Source organism: Pedobacter terrae (assembly GCF_900100705.1).
GTDB classification, from domain to species: Bacteria; Bacteroidota; Bacteroidia; order Sphingobacteriales; family Sphingobacteriaceae; genus Pedobacter; species Pedobacter terrae.
In genome coordinates, this window is record NZ_FNCH01000001.1 from 166321 (window position 1) to 186859 (window position 20539).

Genomic DNA, 20539 nt, shown 5'->3' on the forward strand with positions numbered 1-20539 from the left:
ACAAACCCATATCGCTTAACCATAAAAAAAAATACAAATGAAAAATATAAAATTAGTTTTATTGGCTCTTTTACTCCCAGCTTTAAGCTGGGCACAAACGCCAAATTTTAGTTTAACAGGTAAAATAGGAACGCTGGGTGCTCCGGCAAAAGCCTATATCGATTACATGGATAACGGCGTAAGTCACGAAGATTCCGTGGCTTTGGTTAACGGAAGTTTCAAATTTACCGGACATATTTCTGGTAATGCCTATGCCCGTATGGCACTTGATCATACAGGTGGCGGTAAAAACAAGGCCGTTTATACAGGTGATGTCATTTACTTTTACTTTGGGAAAGAACAGGTTACCATTAGTTCAAAAGATTCTTTAGATAATGCTGTTTTTACCGGTTCAAAGGTATATCAGGAATACGATGCCTATAACAAAGCCATTGGGGGTACCATTATGGCGCTTACCAAAGCGGTTAATATCGATTTTAACAAAGGAACACCAGAACAAAAGAAAGATACAGTTTATATGAAAGCGGTAGATCTGCGCTTCAGAAAAAACATCCAGAACAGAACAGACAAACAGTTTCAATTTGCTAAAGAACATCCAACTTCCTATTTCGCTTTGGTGGCGCTTTCAGAAGCAGCAGGAAGCAAGGTAGATGTGGCTAAAGTGCAGCCGATTTTCAATGCCCTAAACAAAGAATACCGGGAAACCGATATGGGGAAAGAACTGGCACAACGTATTGCGGCAAGCGGGATTACGGCTATTGGAAACCCAGCACCGCTTTTCACCCAGAACAATGTGGTTGGCAAGCCTGTTTCATTGGCCAGTTTTAAAGGAAAAGTGGTACTGGTTGAGTTTTGGGCAAGCTGGTGCAGCCCATGCAGGGCAGAAAATCCGAACCTGGTAAAGCAATATCAAACTTATAAAGATAAAGGTTTCGAAATTATTTCAGTTTCATTGGATCATGTAAAAGAGAATTGGCTGGAAGCGATAGAAAAAGACGGTTTAGACTGGATTCACGTATCTGATCTAAAAGGTTGGAACAACGAAGTAGGTCGTTTATATGGTGTTCGTGCGGTGCCTGCCAGTTTTCTGGTAGATGCGCAGGGAAAAATTATTGGAAACGGCCTTCGTGGCGAACCGCTAAACAAAAAGCTTGCTGAAATTTTCAACTAACTATTGGTCAAACAGATTTGGATAATGACAAGATACTAACTATATGTCTGTTGTAGGTTTAGCTACATTAGAAATGTCTGATAGCTCGATGTAACTGTGGAGGGCGGAAACAGTTAAGCTTCGCCAAAAAATCATAAACAATAATGAATAACTACATAAAGGCCATAACAGCAACCCTGGTGTTGCTGTTTGGCCTAAATGCTACTGCGCAGAAAAAGCAGGTTGCAAAATTTCAATACACCATTAGCCAGGCGGTTAAAAAAGCGTACCCGGCAAGTGTGCGGATGTGGGGTTTCGATGTACAGCAGCAGCAAAGAACTAGTGCGCAGTTTAGTGGCGTGGTGATAAGTGCAGACGGTTATATTTTAACTGCTGCACATACCATTTTACCCGGAAAAAATTATAAGGTTTTTTTTCCAGACGGACGCGAATGTATTGCTGTGGCGCTAGGGAAAATAGAAAATAAAGAAACCCCGGGTATCCCAGATGTTGGCATGATGAAAATTACCGATAAGGGCACCTATCCATTTGCAGAGATGGGCTATTCGGCCAGTTTGCTAAAAGATGAACCTTGCATCAGTATTTCTTATCCGGAAAGCCTGAATCAAACCCTGCCCACTTTAAGGTTGGGTAGTATTGCGGAAGTGAAAAATGAATATGGATTTATCCGTTCAACCTGTAAAATGGAACCTGGTGACTCTGGTGGACCTTTATTTGACTATCGCGGCCGGGTGATTGGACTGCACAGCGCCATAGATGTTTCAGAGGAAATGAATTTTGAAATTCCTGTTGATCTTTATCGCCGTTATTGGACAGCCTTGAACAGTGAAATCCTTTATACAGCTTTTCCAGAAAAAACGGATCGTGTTGAGGTCGATCCCTTGTTGTTGCTATTACAAAAAGAAAGCAAACAAAAGGCGTTACATCCTGATTTTGGTGTTCCAGTAGTCAACAATAGTTTCGCTATTACAAGCACAATAAAAGAACAACAACAGAAAATTGATGCCTGTTTATTAAATATTAAAACATCAAGTGGTGTTAAAAAACAGTTTTTATTAAGCAAAAATACCATGGTTGGCGAAAATGCACAAGGTGTTATTAATGGCGTTAACGTACCGCTTAAGGTCGTAGGAAAAGATCAGGAGAATGACCTGGCTTTATTTTCGCTTGAACAGCACATAACTGGTGGGATTGATTTAAATATTGCTGAAACCGACACCGTTAAAATAGAAATGGGTAAACTGTTGTACAGTATAAACCCTGCAGGTAAAGTAATACGCAGTGTGTTAGGTAGCTCGTTATTTAACTTGCCAAAAATAAATAGTCAGCCGTATTTAGGTGCCATGGTGGTATACAATGCTAGCCCTGTTCAATTTTCCTTAATTAAAGAAGGCAGCCCGGCAGAAAAAGCAGGGATAAAAGTTGGCGATGAGCTGATCAGTATTAATAGGAATGCCATCAAAAAAGCAAGTGAGTTTGCACCTGAAATGATGAAATATTGGGCAGATGACGAGGTTACTTTTGAATGGGCGAATGCTTCTGGTAAGGTGAAGAAAACTTTCAAGCTGAATGGTAGGGGGCAATCGGTCTCTAATCACCCTGCGGATAAATTTGAGGGTGGGAAATCTGAGCGAAGGGATGGTTTAAATGCTGTTTTTGCACATGATGCCGCCATTAAAGCTAGCGATTGCGGATCGCCTGTTTTTGATTGGGAAGGTCATTTTTATGGGATCAATATTGCCAGATTCAGCCGGACTAGCACAGTTGTGATTCCAAAGAAAACAATTGTTGATTTTTTTTTAAAGCATGTGAGATAGCCTGACATAGCCTGTATTGAATTAACTGAAAACTGTCAATCCTGAGGGATAATTTATGATAAAAAATCAATATGATTGACAGTTAAAATTTAATTAGGTAATATCCATCAAGAAATAGTCATTCCCAACTTGATCCGATGGCTCTATCGGATGGGAATCTTAAAACGTGCATTAAGATTCCCGCATGCGTGAGATCCGACAGCTATCGGATGACGACCGAACTAGTGGATTCGGTCAATGGTAGCCTGTCGAAGGACCTTCATCTAAATTTGCTATTGGTTGGTGTCTCGCCGACCAATGTTCAATAGCGTATCAATTTCTGTATTAAATTCTTTTACAAATTCATCATAAAATTTACCTGTGGCAGGGCCGTTAAAACCAGTATGAATCTGGGCTACATTTCCCTGTTTATCGATTATTATTGTGGTTGGAAACGATAAAAAAGAATCAAGTGCAGGCAATGATTCAGATACTGCCTGTTTATCTGCTGTGCCTGCCAATACTTGGTCGTATGTTATACCAAAACGATCGCGGAAACGGGTCATTACTTTTTTCGCGTATTCGGGCTCAGTAGAACGCTCATAATGTAAAGCAATAATTTCTACACCCCGGTTTTTGTTCTTTTTATACCATGGTGCCATAAAAGTAGCTTCGTCAACACAGTTAGGACACCAGCTTCCAGTAATGGTTAAAATCACTACCCTATTCTTGTATTTTTCATCTTTTAAGGAAATCTTTTTGCCATTTATATCAGAAAAACTGAAATCGAGTGTTTTGTATCCTTTTTTCAAGTAGGTAAGTTGATAAGGATCAGGCAGGGCCGCATCTTTATTTTTGTTTCCGGTAAAAGGCTGACTTCCTCTTGCGCTTAAAACTTCACCTTTCAGCGTACCGTCTGTTTGAAAAGTACCTTTGTAATAAGCAGGAGAGGAGCCGATAAAACTCGAAAGTTGAAATTCATTGCCCTCCACAACACCTTCCAGATAACGCGAATCGCCGGTTACACGCAAGAAAGTTCCCGTCAGTTTGTTTCCTGCTTGTTTAAATAAACCTACTGTTTTTTCTTCTTTCCCATTTGGTGATGTAAAAGTCACATCATAACTTCCGGAATAGTCTGCTGCGGCAGGTTTGTCCGTTTTAAAACGATAGTTTTCGTGCGCCGCAACAATGATTAAGGGTTTGCCGGTTTTGTCCTGTTTTCTTAAAGTTCCTGTTAATTGATCGCCGTTTATAGCAAATGCAAATTCATTGTCAAACTGATCCAGTTTAACAAAAAGTGAATCGGACGTTTGTCTGACCAGACCACCTTCGAAACTTTCTTCGGCATTGCGGAAATACAATTTCTGTTGACCACTTTTTTCATTGATCTCAAAATTGAAAGGTATTTCGAGTCCCTCTCTTACTTTAGCCACCCCACGCCATTTGCCCAATGCGATAAAAGCCTTTGTTTTTATAGGTTTAAGTGTTACCCCTTGATTGGCCACGGTACTGTTTTGTGCATAACTTAAAGATGTTAATATGACCAATATGGCGGTTAGGAAGGACTTTAATTTCATTGGGGTGTTTTTAATCTACTAATTTAGTCGACAAATATACGGACGGAAAGACCAAAGAAAAAATATTTTAATAAAAATCTATAAAAACTATAGGATAAATGGAATTAGTTATACCTTTGCCCCAGTTATTTTAAAATACTTATCAAGAAAGGCGGAGGGAATGGCCCTGTGAAGCCTTAGCAACCATCTAATTTTTAGAAATGGTGCTAATTCCATCCCAGATGAATCTGGGGTAGTTAAGTCAGTTGTTTGTTATCCTTATCTAAAATATATGGAGCACTTCTGATTTTAAGGGGTGCTTTTTTTTGCCCTGGCTGCTTTCTTGAAATTAAATTATGCATTAAAAAAAAATCATTCAAATGAAGAAAACAGACGAGCTAAAATCATTTTATCTAAACCTTTATGCATCCTTCCGAATGCGCCAGCCCTGTTAGGATGGTTTCATTTTAACAGGCGTTTTTGATCTAACCATTCCATTTTTTTTTAATAAAACACGGTTTTTAGCCGTTAGGAATCGTTTTGCCCAAATTTTATCTTTTAACTCATCAGAACATACACATGATCAAACTTTTTAAATCAATAGCACTCATCATACTGCTCTTTATTGTGCAGGCGGGATTTGCTCAAACTGTAACCATCACCGGAACGGTAAAATCGGCCGATGGAGAAACCTTACCAGGTGTTTCAATATTTATAAAAGAAACCAAACAAACTGCCATCTCTGACGCCAAGGGTGCTTTTTCGATAAATACGCCTGAAAAAGGCACATTAGTATTTTCATACATTGGTTTTAAAAGCCAGGAAATACCAACCAATAAAAATGCTGGCCCTATTTCGGTCATTCTTCAATCGAGCGATAATGCGCTGGATGAGGTAGTGGTTACGGCATTGGGAATTTCGAGACAGAAAAAATCGCTTGGTTATGCTGTGCAGGAATTAAAGGGGCAGGATTTGGCTGAAGCGAAAGAATCTAACCTGGTAAATGCGTTGGCTGGAAAAATAGCCGGAGTTAGGGTAACCAATAGTCAGGGGAGCATGGGCTCATCACGTGTGGTAATCAGAGGGGAAACGTCTATCGCCGGAAATAACCAGCCTTTATTTGTGGTTGATGGAATTCCGGTAGATAACTCGCAGTTAAATTCTGCAGGGGCGAGAGATTATGCAAATGCTATTTCAGATATCAATCCAGAGGATATTGAATCAATTAGTGTATTAAAAGGGCCAAACGCAGCAGCATTATATGGCTCGAGGGCTGCCGCAGGGGTAATTTTAATTAAAACCAAAACAGGTAAATCAAAAAAAGGATTGGGCATTGAGGTTAATTCTAATGCCGTATTAGAAACCTTGCTTACCCTGCCAGTATATCAAAATGCTTTCGGACAGGGATCAGAAGGTAAGTTCAGTTATGTGGATGGCGCCGGTAAAGGCCTTAATGATGGGGTGGATGAAAGCTGGGGACCAAAAATGGACGGCAGGTTAATTCCACAGTTTTTTTCAAAAGGAGTGCCGGTTCCATTTGTAGCCCACCCAGATAATGTACGTGATTTTTTTCAAACAGGATATTCGTTAAATAATGGGGTTTCTGTGGCCGATGCAGGCGAAAAATATGATTACCGGATCTCTTACAATAACCTGAAACAGGTTGGAATTGTGCCTAACTCCGGACAGGGGAAAAATTCATTTGTATTAAATACTTCGCTAAAGATAACGCCAAAACTAACTTTAACGGCTAATGCGAATTACAGCAAACTAAGTTCTGATAATTTGCCTGGTACAGGTGGCTCAAGATCAACCAGTACGATGTTACAATTTACCTGGTTTGGCCGTCAGGTAGATATTAACCAATTGAAAAATTATCTGGATGAAAATGGAAAAACATTTAACTGGAATAATAGCTATTACAGCAATCCATATTGGGTAGCTTACGAAAATACCGTGTCGCAAAACCGTAGCCGGATTATTGGAAGTTTAGCCCTTAATTATAAAATTATTGACGGACTTGATTTTAATTTCAGATCAGGAACAGATTATTACAACGATAGGCGTAAAGTTAGAATCGCTTATGGTACCAATGGAACACCTTTTGGCTCTTACACAGAAAGTGCCTTTACAGTAAGCGAAAATAATACCGATGTCACCCTAAACTTTAACAAACAGTTAAACGATGATTTTAGCTTAGAATTATTGGGTGGTGGTAACATCCGCAGGCAGTATATTGAGCAAAATGACCAGAGCGCACCTAAACTGGCCATTGCAGGGCTTTACAACCTTAAAAACTCCCGCGATCCCCTCGTTTCATCCAATAATTTATCACGTTTAAAATCTTACAGTGTTTATGCATCCGGACAGATCGGTTTCAGAAATTACCTTTTTGCCAACATTACGGCACGTAACGATTGGTCGTCTACCTTGCCAGCGCAGAACAGATCTTATTTTTACCCGTCATTTAACGGAAGTTTTGTGGCTACGGAAGCTTTTGATATTAAAAGTGAAGCCCTTAACTATTTAAAAATACGCGGTGGTTGGTCTAAAGTAGGTAAAGATGCAGACCCTTACCGCTTAATCAATACTTATGTGTTTAGTGCGCCGTTTTATGGCAATCCTCAGCTTACCACAGGTTCTATCGACCTGAATCCTAACTTAAAGCCAGAAACCACTACTTCCACAGAAATTGGGCTTGAAGCGGTTTTCTTTAATAAAAGATTACGATTTGATTTAAGTGCGTATAACACCAATAGTTACAACCAGATTTTAGCAGCCGATGTGAGCCAGAGTACAGGTTTCAGCTCGAAATTATTGAATGCCGGAAAAATAAACAACAAAGGGATTGAAGCACAATTGGGCATCACCCCAGTTAAAAAAGCCTTTACCTGGGATGTAGACTTCAATTTTGCAGCAAACAGGAGTCGTGTAATTGAGCTGGATGCCGAAAAATTGCTGACCAATTATGTGGTGGCTACCAACTCGGCACAGATGATTGCAACGGTAGGTCAACCTTATGGATCACTGTTCGGTACAGCTTTTTTAAGGGATGGTAACGGGAACATCATTGTTAACGCTACGGGTGCACCAGCTACAAACCCAACCAAACAGGTATTGGGAAAATATACACCAGATTGGATTGGCGGAGTTTATAATACTTTTAGTTATAAAGGCATCAGTTTAGGTGTATTGGTTGATGCCAGTTTTGGTGGTTCTATTTACAATGGAACTTACGCAACAGGAACTTATACCGGTGTTTTAGCTTCCACACTTCCTGGAAGGGCGGCTGAATATGGCGGTATTTCTTATTATTATCCAGGTAACGATAAAGCCAATGGAACAGTTCGTGTAAATGGAACTGCCCCTACGGGCGTTACCGTGTATGATGATGGGATTATTTTTGATGGGGTAACGGCTGATGGCAAACGCAACGAGAAGATATTACCTGCTCAGCAGTATTACAAAACCTTTAGAAATATTGATGAAGCAAATATTTTTGATGCTTCATATGTAAAACTCCGTGAGGTGAAATTAAGCTATAATTTACCTGCCAAATGGCTCCGGCCGTTAAATTTACAAGGAGTTTCGGTATCGCTCGTTGGCCGTAACCTGTGGATTATTCACCGCAACACGGTTGATATCGATCCGGAAGTGGCTTTTAATACCGGTAATGGTCAAGGTTTAGAAAGTTTATCTAATCCCAGTACCCGTAGTTATGGTATCAACCTGAATGTTAAATTTTAACTATTTCCATCATGAAAAATAAAAAACTATATATACTGGCTATTTTGGCAATTGCATTTTCATCATGCAAAAAAGAATTGGATGAGGTAAATATCAACCCCAACGCACCAGAAATTGCACAGCCCGATTATTTACTTACCGGAACAACCAAGGCTACAGTAGATACTTATTGGGGCGTAACCAATAACATGAACTCCAGTTTGCTATTTGCGCAGCAATGGGCAAAAGTGCAATACACAGAAGAAGACCGGTTTATTTATTCGAACAGTAGTTTTACCACATTATGGTCAACAGGCTACGCCCAGAGTATTGCGGGTTTTAATAAAATCATCGAACTGGGCGAGGCGCAGGGTAATACGAACTATAAAGGTGTTGCACTCGTACTAAGATCATGGACATTTTTACTACTTACAGATGCTTATGGCGATATTCCTTATTCGCAGGCAGGGAAGATCAAACAGTTTGTTACCCCGGTTTACGATAAGCAAAAGGATGTTTATTACGGTATTTTAAGCGATTTGAAATCAGCACAGGCCGCTTTAGATCCTGCAGGAAAAGTTATTGCTGGAGACGTAATTTATAGTAATAATATTACCTCATGGAAAAAGTTTGCCAATGCGCTTCGTCTTCGGATTGCCTTACGCATTGCAGATAAAGATCCGGCAAAAGCTAAACAGACAATTGATGAAATACAGGCAGAAGGTGGTGCCTATATCAGCAGTAATTCAGAAAATGCTGTTCTAAAATATGATGTATCGCCTCAGCAAAACCCGGTAGCGGCTTCATTTGAAACCAGAAATGATTACCGGATCAGTAAAACTATTGTGGATAAACTTAATTCTTTAAGTGATCCACGGTTGCCGGTTTATGCCAGTAAAACCGAAAACCAACCACAAGGTTATGTCGGGATCCCCAATGGTTCAACAAACTCTGAGGCCAGTGCGATAGGTTTGGCAAATTCTTCTAAACCTGGCGTTTACTTTTTAGATGCCAAGGCACCGGCTGTAATTTTTAATTATGCAGAATTACTTTTCGATAGGGCAGAGGCAGCCGCAAGAGGTTTTACGACTGAGGATGCTGAAGATTTATACAGGCAGGCCATCAGGGCATCTTTTCTACAATATAATATTAGTGGAACTGTCGTTGAAGATTACATCAAACAATCCGGAATAGCTTATCATACAGTTAATTATAAAAAATCAATTGGTGAGCAAAAATGGATCGCCTTATTTGGGCAGGGGTTAGAAGCCTGGGCAGAGCAAAGAAGGTTAGACTATCCGCAGTTAACGGCCTCTGTAAATACTGTTTTAAATGGTAAAATTCCCGTGCGCTTTATTTATCCCGGAACCGAGCAGTCCTTAAACGGGCAGAATTATAAAAATGCAGTCAGCAGTCAGGGAGCAGATTTATTAACCACCAAACTTTGGTTTGATGTTTTTTAATCTGTGGTGTTGGATGTTACTATCTGACACTGAAACAAAAAAAGTCCCGGTTTAAATCGGGACTTTTTTGTTGATCAGAGAAATAAATATTTAGCCTCTTCAGGTTCTTTATTTTCTCCGGGTATTCATTTCGCCAAATCTTCGGCGGCGTTGCTCACCCTACTTTTCAGGTCTTCTGTATAACCTTTTGCTTTATCGGCCCATTCTGGTGCACGATCTAATAATTCGTCAACGATCGATTGTCCTGTAATCGGATCTTTCTTCGTAATATATTTTACGCCTGCATATACTGCTGCGCCAATAATGGCTGTTCTTAAAATTCCCATGTTCTTTTCTGTTTTTTAAAATTAACATTTTGAGGTCGTTAAAAGTTTTAGACAATACCAAATAACTGTTGTTACAAATGATGTGTTGCCAGATCTTACCATCTGGAAGATCGGTGATTTTAGTGTTGGATTAATAATTTTAGTCGGTGAGATCTGTCGACTCTGCTGAGGATGACAAAACGAATGAGAATGTTTCTTAGGTTTTCTTTGTCTCTGTGGCAAATTATGCATGTGTATAATGGCCATCATTCTTAATTTTTACCAATTATCTCTATTAAATTTATATATTTCGGATAATTAACCACTAATAAATCGATTAAACCAAATATTGCTCCATGAATAAGGAAAGCTGTTCCAGAAATTAAAGAATTTGAGCATCATAAATTAAAATTACTTCTTGCAAAATAGCTTTAAAGTGCCACAAATGGTAAAAGTTAAATTGGACGGAAAATTGAGCAGCATCACTTCGGTCAAACTTTAGAAAACATATGATTGGTAGATTCTTATTCTGGCATCTGGTACACCTCATTTTAGGTATTCTATTCCTTTTTCCTACAAAGGTTTCGGCAGTTATTATCCTGTATGGTAAAAGTGGTAAAATAGATTATAATCTTAAAACCGGGACCTTCAATGTGTCAGAAAGTGCTAAGCAGCTGTTGTTAAAAGGTTTCTCGCAAGCCGAATATCAAAAAAAAATGTTCGGATCTAAGGATTATAAAGTAATTACCTATAGTAAAAAAACTATTCATGATGGATTTGGAAATGGGTTTAAACACGTTTTTTTGCTAAAAAGGGCTGGCTTACCAACCATGCAACAAATATTTTATACTTACAGTGGTAAAAATTATTTCATCATCAGCGTGGTATTAAATGGTGTTGATTTATCGATTAACCATATGGTCCCCTTAAACGGCAACCTGATCGATCGGGAATATGCTGACCTGCCTACCAGTTTATTTGTACCTTTTGATAACGATACTTTCATTGCTTACAATACTATCCCTTTAACAGCTAATATTGCCAATCCTAGTGCAGAGGTTACCGCTTTATATCATAATCAGTCGCGGAAAGGTTTTGTGATTGGGTCTATTGAACATGGCAACTGGAAAACGGGTGTTATCACGGCAATGGATAATACTAAAAAAATCATCGTACAGGCCATCTGCGGTTTTACGGATGAAAATATTACCCGTGATAAAATTCCACATGGTTATTTAAAGGGCAATTCGGTGAGTTCTTCAAAAGTATTTTTCGGTGCTTTTGATGATTGGCGTTTGGGCATGGAGACTTATGCCAAACTGAACAGGATATCAGAACCACCCATTGCTTTTAAGTGGAATAAAGCCACGCCTGTAGGCTGGAACAGCTGGGGAGCCATGCAGGAAAAAATCACACTCGAAAAAGCGAATCAGGTAACAGATTTTTTTGCCGATAGTTTAAAGTCTTTCAGGAGTGGCGGCGTAGCTTACATCGATCTCGATTCGTATTGGGACAATCTGTTAAATGGCGGTTTAACGGGCGATTACTCCAGACTAAAAGCCTTTGCCGATCACGCCAAATCTAAAGGATTAAAACCAGGCATCTATTGGGCGCCATTTGTGGATTGGGGTTTTGCAGGCGGTGGTAACCGCAAAGCTGAAGGAACAGCTTATACTTTTGCCGAAATGTGGACAAAAGTTGGTCATGGTTACTATGATATAGATGGCGCAAGGGCATTAGATCCAACACATCCGGGTACACAGCAGCGTTTCGCATCCGTAATTAAGAAATTTAGAGAATGTGGTTTCGAAATGATCAAGATTGATTTTTTAGGTCATGCGGCCATCGAATCTGATCATTTTTACGATCCCAAAATCACCACTGGTATGCAAGCCTATAAAACCGGAATGGAGTTTTTGCTAAAGCAGCTCGATAGTAAAATGATGGTGTATGCTGCGATCTCTCCGAATTTGGCTTCTGGCCGGTACGTACATGTACGCCGCATTGCCTGCGATGCTTTTAAATCTATAAAAGATACCGAGTACACTTTAAATAGTGTAAGTAATGGTTGGTGGCAAACTTACCTATATGATTATATCGACGCCGATCATGTGGTTTTTTCTGATCAATCAGATGGTGAAAATAAGGCAAGGTTTTTATCTGCCATAGTTACCGGTACCTGCATTACAGGCGATGATTTTTCTCTTCAGGGCAAATGGACAGGTACTGCAAAACGGTTATTGAACAATACCGATATACTAAAGGTTTTAGAAGACGGAAAGGCATTTGTTCCGGTAGAAGGCAACAGGGGAAAATCGGCATCACCATTATTTGTAAAATTGGTTGGAAATGTGAAATATCTGGCTGTATTTAATTACAGCGATGAGGCAAAAGTTTTTAATATCGATTTTTCGAGAATGGGGTTGAAAATAAACGCGACTTATAAAACTGAAAATCTAGTTAATCAAAAAACAGCAGATCTTAAAAATAACCAAATGCTCAGTTTAGCAGGTAAAGATGCTGCGATCTTTAAAATCACGCTCAAACCATAACCAATAATCAACCCTTTATCTATAAAAATTAGCAATACTATTGAAGACACCAATGAATAAACCAAATCAATTTACAGGTTACATTAGGCATGGCGCGTTGGCCATTGCCTTTTCCATCTTTGCGCTTACCAAGCTTAATGCACAAACCATTATACCCATCGAAACCGCACACAATGCACTGGTGTTGGAAGCCAATGCTAAAAAAGAGGTAAACACGATATTTTTTGGCAGAAAGCTTACCGATAAGCAGGAATATACGCAGGTTAGTAGCCAATACAAACAAACAGAAGATTATACCGGACAGTTAAATTCGGCATATACGCCATCAGGTTCAAGGAACCTGGTTGAGCCGGCCATTAGCGTTACCCATGCCGATGGCAATAATTCGCTCGATATGAAATATGTTGATCATACGGTCGCCAAAGTAGATGATAATGTAAGCCTCTTAAAAATCAGGTTAAAAGATCCCGTTTACAATTTCGAAGTCACGCTATTTTATAAATCATTTTACAAACAGGATGTAATAGAGCAATGGACCGAAATTAAGCATAACGAAAAAGGAACAGTTATATTAAATAAATATGCTTCGGCAAACCTGCACTTAAAATCGCCACATTTCTGGTTAAACCAATACCATGGCGATTGGGCCAAAGAAATGCAGCCCGAGCAGAGTGAAATTACCCATGGTATTAAAACTCTGGATAGCAAACTAGGCACAAGGGCCAATCTTTTTCAGCCTTCGGTTTTCATGATTTCGATGGATAAACCAGCGGAGGAGAATGCAGGTAACGTTTTATACGGTGCTTTGGAATGGAGTGGTAATTTTAGGATCGATCTGGAACTCGATTATCAAAATAACCTGCGCATTATTGCAGGAATGAATAATTATGCTTCACCTTATAACCTTAAACCGGGCGAAGTTTTTGCAACGCCAGCATTTTTATATACTTTTTCTGACCAGGGGAAAGGCGATGCGAGCAGAAAACTGCAGAACTGGGCACGCAACTATAAAATATTAGATGGCAAAGGCACACGTTTAACGCTTTTAAACAATTGGGAAGCTACTTATTTCGATTTTAATGAACAAAAACTGGCTGAATTGTTAAAAGATACCAAAAAACTGGGGGTCGATTTCTTTTTGCTGGATGATGGTTGGTTTGGCAATAAATATCCGCGTAACAGCGATAACGCAGCGCTTGGCGACTGGCAGGAAAACAAAAAGAAACTCCCTAATGGTATTGCCTCATTGGTAAAAGAAGCCGATAATATTGGTACCCGGTTCGGGATCTGGATAGAACCTGAAATGGTGAGCCCCAAAAGTGAACTGTATGAAAAACATCCTGATTGGGTGGTGAAACAGCCAAACCGCCCTGAGTATTATTTCAGGAACCAGCTCGAGCTTGATCTGTCGAACCCTAAGGTTCAGGATTTTGTTTTCGGGGTAGTGGATAGGTTATTTACCAAAAATCCAAAACTGGCCTATATTAAATGGGATTGTAATGCGGTAATTTATAATGCTTACTCAGCACACCAGAAAAATCAATCACATTTTTACATCGATTATGTTAAGGGATTGTATAATGTATTACAGCGCATCCGTGCCAAATATCCTACTGTGCCGATGATGTTATGTTCTGGCGGCGGTGGCAGGGTAGATTATGCCGCACTCCAGTATTTTACGGAGTTTTGGCCCAGCGACAATACCGACCCACTGGAAAGAATCTTCATACAATGGGAATACTCTTATTTTTATCCAGCCATCAGCACATCCAACCACGTTACTGATTGGGGCAAACAACCAATAAAATTCCGTACTGATGTAGCCATGATGGGGAAACTGGGTTTTGATATTGTGGTAAGCAAACTGCCCGAAAAAGAACTTCAGTTCTGTCAGGAGGCAATTAAAAACTATAATGAACTGAAAGCGATTATCTGGCAGGGCGAACAATATCGTTTAGCCGATCCTCGTAATGGTAGTGTAGCCTCGATGTTATATGTAAATGAGCAGAAAACGGAAGGCGTAATTTTTAATTACCTGGTTAATTACCGTTATGGCGAAGGCAGCAAATATCCGGTTAAATTAAATGGATTGGATGCAGCTAAGAAATATCAGATCAGGGAAATCAACTTGTTTCCTGATACGAAATCGCCAATTGATGGCAACAAAACCTACACAGGAGATTTTTTGATGAATATTGGGTTTAACCCGGTTTTAACTACAGATAGAACGAGTGTAGTGCTGAAGTTTGAGGAAGTAAAATAATAAAATATGTCGCCGTGGTTCGTGTCGCTGTCGCCACGAACCATTTATAAGAGGGGGCATTTTGGTTTAGTAAGTTGTATTTTTTTGAACTTCTACGGAGGGCACCATTCAGGCCTTTGCTTTGGCCCATTGGCATTAAGACTTCCGCCGGGAAGGGATCATTAAACCAAACCACTGAACTCACCGAGAAAATTCACTGAGTGCATGGAGTTGGCCTTTCTGTTGCCATGGTTCGTGTCATCACGAACCACTTAGACGAAATTACCGACTTCACTGAGGAAAGTCACCGTGTACGTCAAGTTGGATGATTGCGGCAAACTAGCGTCCGTGTCCTGATACAATTGCATTATCTCAACCGAACAACGCGGAATGGGGTATGCCGATATAGTTTGATCTTCGGGTCGCTAAACTTAATATTGATTTAAAACTGCAGCGTAACTTTAACAATTTCATAATGATAGCTAATCATCTTGCTAATAACATCGTTTCATATTTGTTTAAAGAGGCGAACCAAATAATAAGACGATTTAAGCAAAATGATATGAGACTGATTTCTTGCGTGGCGCTATTGATGGTTATACCAGCAATTGGCCTTTTAACCAAAGCCGATAAATTTACTGACAAAAAAACGCCTGATAAACCAGTACATGAGCGGGTTGCAAATGATTCAACTATATATACTCGGTTTAATCAGGCTGGTGGGCTTACTAATTATGAGCAGGTGCCTATTATATCTACAACTGATTATCGCATAAGTTATTTCAAGGCTGCACATCCTGATTCCAGCCCATTTTTCACTATTAATAAATAGCCGGTCTAGACTAACGACTCTGGACTAAAGACTGAGGACTCAAAACTCCAAACTCCAAACTATTTATTCTCCCACCAGGTTAACGGAAATTCTATTTCATCAACAGAGCTTGCAATCATATCAGGTTTAAAGGCATAATGTCCTAAAGTATCTTTGCTTGATATGCCCGAAAGTACCAAAATAGTTTTATAACCCATCTGTACACCGCCCTGTATATCAGTTTCCATCGTATCGCCAATAACGGTGGTTTCACTGGTTTCCAAACCTAAGAATTTACGTGCCGAACGCATCATCACCGGACTTGGTTTACCAGTAACAAATGCTTTTCTGCCAGTTGCTTCTTCAATCATGGCTGTAGTGGCTGCAATCCCGAGGTTATTCCATCCAGGTTTCTTTGGCGATGGATCTCTGTTTGTGGTGATAAATTTGGCGCCAGCCAGAATCATGTCGACCGCACGTTGAACCATTTCAAGTGTAAAGTTCCTGCCTTCGCCCAATACCACAAATTCAGGATCGGTATTGACCAAAGTAATGCCATGATCGTGTAAACTGCTTAACAAGCCGCCTTCTCCCAATACATAAGCAGTACCGTTCGGACTTTGATCGGAAAGGAATTTCCCGGTAGCCATTGCACTGGTATATACGTGGCTTTCTTCAACCTTTATACCCAGTCCCTTTAATTTACGTACCACTTCCAATGGCGTTCTCTGGCTATTGTTGGTCATAAACGCGAAAGGAATCTCTTCGTCGATCAGTTTTTTAATGAATCTGTCTGCTCCCGTGATGAGTGCCTCTCCGCTATAAATCACCCCATCCATATCGATTAATAATCCTTGCTTCATCTTTTTAAAATTTAATCTGTTTATATGCAAACTTAATATTTTCTTATACAATCAGTGTTAAGTTGAATTTTGGACTGTCAGTTTTAATGCAAGCCGGGCTTGTTATGCAATGTCAATTAATTTGTAAATTTATATCAATAACATGCTTAATAACTGATGCCGATATGTTGGCTGGAAAGGTCAAGTACCTGTTTTCTTGCCCTTCATGTGATTATTTCAATGTAACGCCAATTCAGGTACGGTTAAAGGAATTAAAGTAGCGAATATTAATAGCCTAGCTGAAAATGGTTGTTGGATGCCAATATTGTTTTAGGAGATGAAAAATTTAAAAAACCTGTAGGCACTATTCATATTAAACAATATTTCAGCGTAGCAGTTAAATAAGGCAAGGTGCTTAATAAAATTAAATGTACATAGGCGCCATTTTTCGCCAATAATGGGGCCGGTGTGCATTGCTTTCCCAGGTGTGAAACTGGTTGCGAATACCTTTTTTCCATAGTAAATTGCTCAGGTGTTGGTTGTCGTTTAAAAAAGGATCCGTTTCGCCGACCGCAAGGATAATTTCCATATTTCTAACTGCCGATAATAATTGATCATCGTTTAAGTTTGCTATATATTGGGTAGGCATATTAAAATAAACGCCGTCGCTATGAAATCCATCCAGCAGGTCTCTAAAGTCGCCAATGTTTTGGGTAAGATCGTACCGCCCACTAATGCCAACAGCTTTTTTAAATAACCAGGGATATTTAAGGGCCAGGTTTATAGCATGATAAGCCCCCATGCTGCAGCCGGCAGTTTCAATATAATTGCCGTTGTTTTTCTGATAAATAAGCGGTAATACTTCTTCGAGCAGATATTTTTCATATTGTAAATGCCTGTCTATGCGTACCGATGGAAATACTTCATCATTATAAAAACTCTCTCCATCTACGCTGTCCACACAGAAAATCTGAAGTTCGCCGTTTTCAATCTGCGCACTCAAAGAAGCGATAATTCCCCAGTTTTCGTAATCGTAAAATCTGGCCATCCGGGTGGGGAAGAAGATGACTGCCCTTCCTGAGTGGCCGAAAACAAGAAGCTCCATGTCTCGCTGAAGATGCTGGCTGAACCATTTGTGATATTCCCTGTTCATTGCGTTAATTCTTTTCTGGAAAATTAAGGCATCAATGTTATCAGCATATTAATTAAGCGTAATAATTAACCTAATTTCTCTTTAACTGTACTGGCCCATAATTGATAACCTTCTTCACTCAGGTGAAGCCCGTCGTGATCGTAAAGTGCGGGGTTTGGATGGCCATCTTTATTGAGCATTTTCTTAAAAACGTCAATAAATTTCCAATGGCTGTTGAGTTTAATAATTTCGCTTTCAATAAGGTTATTGGTATATCTGAACTGATCGGCCATTTGCCAGCGGGTAATACTGGGTTTTAAAGAAATGAAATAACAAGGCAATATGCCAAACCGTTGGTTAACTTTAACCATCAACTGTTGGAAAAAGATAAAAATTTCTTCAGGATTTCTGCCATCACCAAGATCGTTATCACCTGCATATACCACCAATGCCTTCGGCTCATAATCTGTCATAATCCGCTCAAAAAACCAAACGCATGCAGCTAAAGTAGAGCCGCCAAAGCCGAGATTAGTTACTTTCATGCCACAGAAATCATCTTCAAGGCTATTCCACAACCGGATAGAGGAACTGCCATAAAAAATAACCCCCGGGTGCTCACGGTCTGAGCGATGCGCTCTTTCCAATTGTTTCACTTCTTCTTCGTACCAGTACATATCATTAAAGATATAAAGATCTACTTCGTGAAGGAATATATTGTATGTTAAGTTTATGTTATCAGCTGTAGGTTCACTAGTTCATTGGTCTTGAATGCATATGGCCAATTTACAGATGCTAAAACTTAATGTTTTAAACTTTTTAATGGTTAATTAATTGATTTTAAGGTTCTTAATATTAACGAAATAAGCGTGTTAAGTTTGGTATCTACCTTAATACCTAAACTTCTTCATGGCAATTAGCTGATGTTAAGTGTTTTGTTATTAGGGAACTAAGTTAGGGCAATGTATCTTAATGTCCTAAATATCTTATGACCAATTAATTGGTGTACAGGTTTTATGATTAAGGGAGTAAGAACATTAGGCTTCAATGATCGCTCTTAACTTAATAGTAAGAAATTATAGATATAAGCGTTAAGCTGTTTCAGGTCGTCCCATTTTTTTTAAAATACGGTAATGGGAGCGGAGTGCCGATAGGAAAGTGGTGTTTTCGTGATAAGGCAGTCCAAATTCTAATGCAGTTTGTTTTACAATTATGGAGATGCGGCCATAGTGGACGTGGCATATTTTAGGGAAAAGGTGGTGCTCTATCTGTCGGTTCAAGCCACCAAGAAAAAATGCTGAGATTGGCGATTGCGTTGCAAAATTGGCTGTAGTACGCATTTGGTGTTCGGCCCAGGCCTCTTCCATATTTCCTGCTGCATTGGTTGTTGGAAAAGTTGTCCCTTCTACCACATGAGCCAGTTGAAAAACAAGTCCCATGGTTAATCCTTGTGCCATGTGCAACACGATGAAACCGATTGCAACCTGCCACCATGAGATCGACATGACCAATATGGGCAAACCAATAAAAATAAAATAGTAAAGAAATTTATAGAAAAAGAGGTTAAAGTATTCAATCTTGGGATGCTTGTTCTGGCAGGCACCTACACTTTTCTGGAAAAACTTTTTATAATCTTTACGAAACACCCAGGAAAGCGAAGCCAGACTATAGAGCGGAAAGGCATACCACTGCTGGAATCGTTGATGGGGTTTTAACTCATCCTCCGCGCAGATTCGTATTAAACCTGGTGCCACTTCAATATCTTCATCATGACCGGGGATATTGGTATAAGTGTGGTGCACTACATTGTGCGTAATGTTCCATACATACGGACTAGCCCCAACCATATTAAAAAGAAAACTAAAAAATGAATTGGTGCGTTTAGCACTTGAAAGTGAACCGTGGATAGCGTCGTGGCAGATATTAAAACCAATAAATGCACAAGTTGCGCCAAGTAAAATGGTAAGTCCTAAAAGTATAGCGCTATGCAAGTTTAAAAGGAGTATTGAAAAGTAAAGTACCAGGAATGTGGTAAGGAAAAGAAAGGCCTTAAACCACATCAATACATTCGCATTGATACTTCTGTCGTTTTCTTTAAAGTCGTTGTTTACTCTGCGGCGAACTTCCGAGTAAAATGTATTCCCTGCTAAACATGGGAATTTTGCTTTTGATTTCATGATCTTGTGCGATAATCTACCCCATGTACGAGGTCGATGCTCCAAGTTCATTAAGCTTAATGTATACCTGGCCAATTAGCCAAGCTTAGTTATAAACGTAAACTAATGTGTTTTAGTTTTTGGCGAAGATAGTAAATTAACGATGATACATCCGTTAACTATGCTAAATTAAAACATTTCGAGTCTTGCATCCTCAAAACAAAAGGCATGCAAACTTAACCTAACAATAATTGTTTGGAAATTAATATGTATAAAAAATAAACTACTCGCTGTAGTTCCTCTTATCAGCAGCATAAATATGGTACCAGATGTACAGAATCCATATTAAAACCACTGTACTATAAACCAATTCGGGTTCAAATGAATCCCTTGTGGTTAGCAACGCAATGGAGGAGATCAGGGCAGTCAGGAAGAAATAAAAAATATTTTTCATAACGTACTGATTTTATGAATGTTGAATTGAGTAAATATAATGAAATATACACGCTAATTCAAGTTTTTTTTGAAATAATTTACCTGATTATGATGTAGGGCAACCTATTCTGTCTAAAATTGTCCTTTGTTTGCCCGAATAGCGGTTTTTTACTGAATTTATGGCGTGGTTTAAGTGGTTTTATTACATTTTCCTAGCTAAAGCAGCTTATTTAATTTTCTATGTCATAAACTGCGTGGATTTTAACCAGATTGATAAATAAAGCATGTGAAACCGCACAAAATTGTGGCAATAGGGAATTTATATTTTATGTAAGTTTACCTCGCACAAAACTAA

At 39.3% G+C, this 20539-nt stretch carries 14 protein-coding genes and 1 riboswitch; of the genes, 7 read left to right on the plus strand and 7 right to left on the minus strand.

Features of this window, described 5'->3' with window-relative positions:
* The first annotated feature begins 37 nt into the window (after positions 1-37).
* Both BLR60_RS00735 and BLR60_RS00740 read left to right on the plus strand, forming a co-directional pair.
* Positions 38-1171, plus strand: a complete 1134-nt coding sequence (locus BLR60_RS00735; protein ID WP_167354654.1) for a TlpA disulfide reductase family protein — start codon at positions 38-40, stop codon at positions 1169-1171.
* A gap of 143 nt (positions 1172-1314) precedes the next feature.
* The gene (locus tag BLR60_RS00740; RefSeq protein ID WP_090496148.1) at positions 1315-2988 is read left to right on the plus strand and encodes a trypsin-like peptidase domain-containing protein; all 1674 of its coding nucleotides are present in this window, start codon (positions 1315-1317) and stop codon (positions 2986-2988) included.
* Between the two features lie 272 nt (positions 2989-3260).
* Here BLR60_RS00740 and BLR60_RS00745 read toward each other — a convergent pair whose 3' ends face one another.
* On the minus strand, positions 3261-4544 hold the full coding sequence (locus tag BLR60_RS00745; RefSeq protein WP_090496149.1) for a TlpA disulfide reductase family protein: 1284 nt from the start codon (positions 4542-4544) through the stop codon (positions 3261-3263).
* A gap of 136 nt (positions 4545-4680) precedes the next feature.
* Positions 4681-4787, plus strand: a riboswitch (SAM riboswitch).
* A gap of 315 nt (positions 4788-5102) precedes the next feature.
* Here BLR60_RS00745 and BLR60_RS00750 point away from each other — a divergent pair.
* Positions 5103-8270 (plus strand): SusC/RagA family TonB-linked outer membrane protein, encoded by a 3168-nt coding sequence (locus BLR60_RS00750; RefSeq protein WP_090496150.1) that lies wholly within the window; start codon positions 5103-5105, stop codon positions 8268-8270.
* Positions 8271-8281: 11 nt separating this feature from the next.
* Complete coding sequence (locus BLR60_RS00755; protein ID WP_090496151.1) at positions 8282-9712, plus strand: SusD/RagB family nutrient-binding outer membrane lipoprotein; 1431 nt, start codon at positions 8282-8284, stop codon at positions 9710-9712.
* Positions 9713-9837: 125 nt separating this feature from the next.
* On the opposite strand, the gene BLR60_RS00760 is transcribed toward BLR60_RS00755, so the two are convergent.
* Complete coding sequence (locus BLR60_RS00760) at positions 9838-10038, minus strand: hypothetical protein (protein ID WP_090496152.1); 201 nt, start codon at positions 10036-10038, stop codon at positions 9838-9840.
* A 488-nt stretch (positions 10039-10526) separates the two neighbouring features.
* On the opposite strand from BLR60_RS00760, the gene BLR60_RS00765 reads away from it, so the two are divergent.
* The 3 genes from BLR60_RS00765 to BLR60_RS00775 all read left to right on the plus strand — a co-directional run bounded on the left by BLR60_RS00765 (position 10527) and on the right by BLR60_RS00775 (position 15643).
* Positions 10527-12569: an alpha-amylase family protein gene (locus BLR60_RS00765; protein ID WP_090496153.1), complete on the plus strand. Its 2043-nt coding sequence runs from the start codon at positions 10527-10529 to the stop codon at positions 12567-12569.
* A 52-nt stretch (positions 12570-12621) separates the two neighbouring features.
* Positions 12622-14832 (plus strand): alpha-galactosidase, encoded by a 2211-nt coding sequence (locus BLR60_RS00770; RefSeq protein ID WP_090496154.1) that lies wholly within the window; start codon positions 12622-12624, stop codon positions 14830-14832.
* 454 nt (positions 14833-15286) lie between these two features.
* Complete coding sequence (locus BLR60_RS00775; RefSeq protein ID WP_090496155.1) at positions 15287-15643, plus strand: hypothetical protein; 357 nt, start codon at positions 15287-15289, stop codon at positions 15641-15643.
* Between the two features lie 59 nt (positions 15644-15702).
* Here the strand turns inward: BLR60_RS00775 and BLR60_RS00780 are convergent, their stop codons facing one another.
* The 5 genes from BLR60_RS00780 to BLR60_RS24750 all read right to left on the minus strand — a co-directional run bounded on the left by BLR60_RS00780 (position 15703) and on the right by BLR60_RS24750 (position 20203).
* Positions 15703-16485 (minus strand): HAD-IIA family hydrolase, encoded by a 783-nt coding sequence (locus BLR60_RS00780; RefSeq protein ID WP_090496156.1) that lies wholly within the window; start codon positions 16483-16485, stop codon positions 15703-15705.
* 403 nt (positions 16486-16888) lie between these two features.
* Positions 16889-17617 (minus strand): esterase family protein, encoded by a 729-nt coding sequence (locus BLR60_RS00785; RefSeq protein WP_167354655.1) that lies wholly within the window; start codon positions 17615-17617, stop codon positions 16889-16891.
* A gap of 65 nt (positions 17618-17682) precedes the next feature.
* Positions 17683-18270 (minus strand): GDSL-type esterase/lipase family protein, encoded by a 588-nt coding sequence (locus tag BLR60_RS00790; protein WP_090496157.1) that lies wholly within the window; start codon positions 18268-18270, stop codon positions 17683-17685.
* A 414-nt stretch (positions 18271-18684) separates the two neighbouring features.
* Entirely contained in the window at positions 18685-19770 is a 1086-nt protein-coding gene (locus BLR60_RS00795; protein ID WP_090496158.1) for a fatty acid desaturase family protein, read from the minus strand.
* 262 nt (positions 19771-20032) lie between these two features.
* The gene (locus BLR60_RS24750) at positions 20033-20203 is read right to left on the minus strand and encodes a hypothetical protein (protein ID WP_167354656.1); all 171 of its coding nucleotides are present in this window, start codon (positions 20201-20203) and stop codon (positions 20033-20035) included.
* Between the last annotated feature and the right edge of the window lie 336 nt (positions 20204-20539).

What these genes read in the sequence shown, in the direction of transcription:
- BLR60_RS00760 (WP_090496152.1), bottom strand. Translation starts at nt 10,038, where the DNA reads ATGGGAATTTTAAGAACAGCCATTATTGGCGCAGCAGTATATGCAGGC.
- BLR60_RS00770 (WP_090496154.1), top strand. Translation starts at nt 12,622, where the DNA reads ATGAATAAACCAAATCAATTTACAGGTTACATTAGGCATGGCGCGTTG.
- BLR60_RS00755 (WP_090496151.1), top strand. Translation starts at nt 8,282, where the DNA reads ATGAAAAATAAAAAACTATATATACTGGCTATTTTGGCAATTGCATTT.
- BLR60_RS00785 (WP_167354655.1), bottom strand. Translation starts at nt 17,617, where the DNA reads ATGAACAGGGAATATCACAAATGGTTCAGCCAGCATCTTCAGCGAGAC.
- BLR60_RS00795 (WP_090496158.1), bottom strand. Translation starts at nt 19,770, where the DNA reads ATGAAATCAAAAGCAAAATTCCCATGTTTAGCAGGGAATACATTTTAC.
- BLR60_RS00775 (WP_090496155.1), top strand. Translation starts at nt 15,287, where the DNA reads ATGATAGCTAATCATCTTGCTAATAACATCGTTTCATATTTGTTTAAA.
- BLR60_RS00790 (WP_090496157.1), bottom strand. Translation starts at nt 18,270, where the DNA reads ATGTACTGGTACGAAGAAGAAGTGAAACAATTGGAAAGAGCGCATCGC.
- BLR60_RS00750 (WP_090496150.1), top strand. Translation starts at nt 5,103, where the DNA reads ATGATCAAACTTTTTAAATCAATAGCACTCATCATACTGCTCTTTATT.
- BLR60_RS00735 (WP_167354654.1), top strand. Translation starts at nt 38, where the DNA reads ATGAAAAATATAAAATTAGTTTTATTGGCTCTTTTACTCCCAGCTTTA.
- BLR60_RS00740 (WP_090496148.1), top strand. Translation starts at nt 1,315, where the DNA reads ATGAATAACTACATAAAGGCCATAACAGCAACCCTGGTGTTGCTGTTT.
- BLR60_RS00780 (WP_090496156.1), bottom strand. Translation starts at nt 16,485, where the DNA reads ATGAAGCAAGGATTATTAATCGATATGGATGGGGTGATTTATAGCGGA.
- BLR60_RS00765 (WP_090496153.1), top strand. Translation starts at nt 10,527, where the DNA reads ATGATTGGTAGATTCTTATTCTGGCATCTGGTACACCTCATTTTAGGT.
- BLR60_RS24750 (WP_167354656.1), bottom strand. Translation starts at nt 20,203, where the DNA reads ATGAAAAATATTTTTTATTTCTTCCTGACTGCCCTGATCTCCTCCATT.
- BLR60_RS00745 (WP_090496149.1), bottom strand. Translation starts at nt 4,544, where the DNA reads ATGAAATTAAAGTCCTTCCTAACCGCCATATTGGTCATATTAACATCT.